The 584-nt window shown below is 63.7% G+C and carries 1 protein-coding gene; it reads right to left on the bottom strand.

Features of this window, described 5'->3' with window-relative positions; genetic code table 11:
• Nucleotides 1-77 precede the first annotated feature (77 nt).
• Nucleotides 78-584, bottom strand: a 507-nt coding sequence (locus OUA97_RS23285; RefSeq protein ID WP_267234451.1) for an EF-Tu/IF-2/RF-3 family GTPase, incomplete at its 5' end; no start/stop codon positions are given.

The raw sequence follows: 584 nt of genomic DNA, 5'->3' as shown, positions 1-584 counted from the left end.
ATCCGGCCAACGAAAAGGCCGCCGAGGTTGCCCTCGGCGGCCTGATCTTGAGGTCTGTCGACCGTGGCTTAGATCGCTTACTCGACGATCTTGGCCACGACGCCGGCGCCGACGGTGCGGCCGCCTTCGCGAATGGCGAAGCGCAGGCCTTGGTCCATGGCGATCGGGGTGATCAGCTCGACGTCCAGCTCGGCGTTGTCGCCCGGCATGATCATCTCAACGCCTTCCTTCAGGCGGATGATGCCGGTCACGTCCGTCGTGCGGAAGTAGAACTGCGGACGGTAGTTGGTGAAGAACGGAGTGTGACGGCCGCCTTCTTCCTTGGTCAGGATGTAGGCCTCGGCCACGAACTTCGTGTGCGGGGTGATCGAACCCGGCTTGCACAGCACCTGGCCGCGCTCGACGTCTTCACGCTTGGTGCCGCGCAGCAGCACGCCCACGTTGTCGCCGGCTTGACCTTGGTCCAGCAGCTTGCGGAACATTTCGACGCCCGTGCAGGTCGTCTTCTGAACCGGACGGATGCCGACGATCTCGACTTCTTCGCCGACCTTCACGATGCCCTTTTCGATCCGGCCGGTCACCAC

The sequence above is a fragment of the Phenylobacterium sp. 58.2.17 genome (assembly GCF_026411515.1).
Classification (GTDB): Bacteria; Pseudomonadota; Alphaproteobacteria; order Caulobacterales; family Caulobacteraceae; genus Phenylobacterium.
Note: the sequence above shows the minus strand (reverse complement) of the source record. Positions and strands in the feature narration are given on the sequence as shown.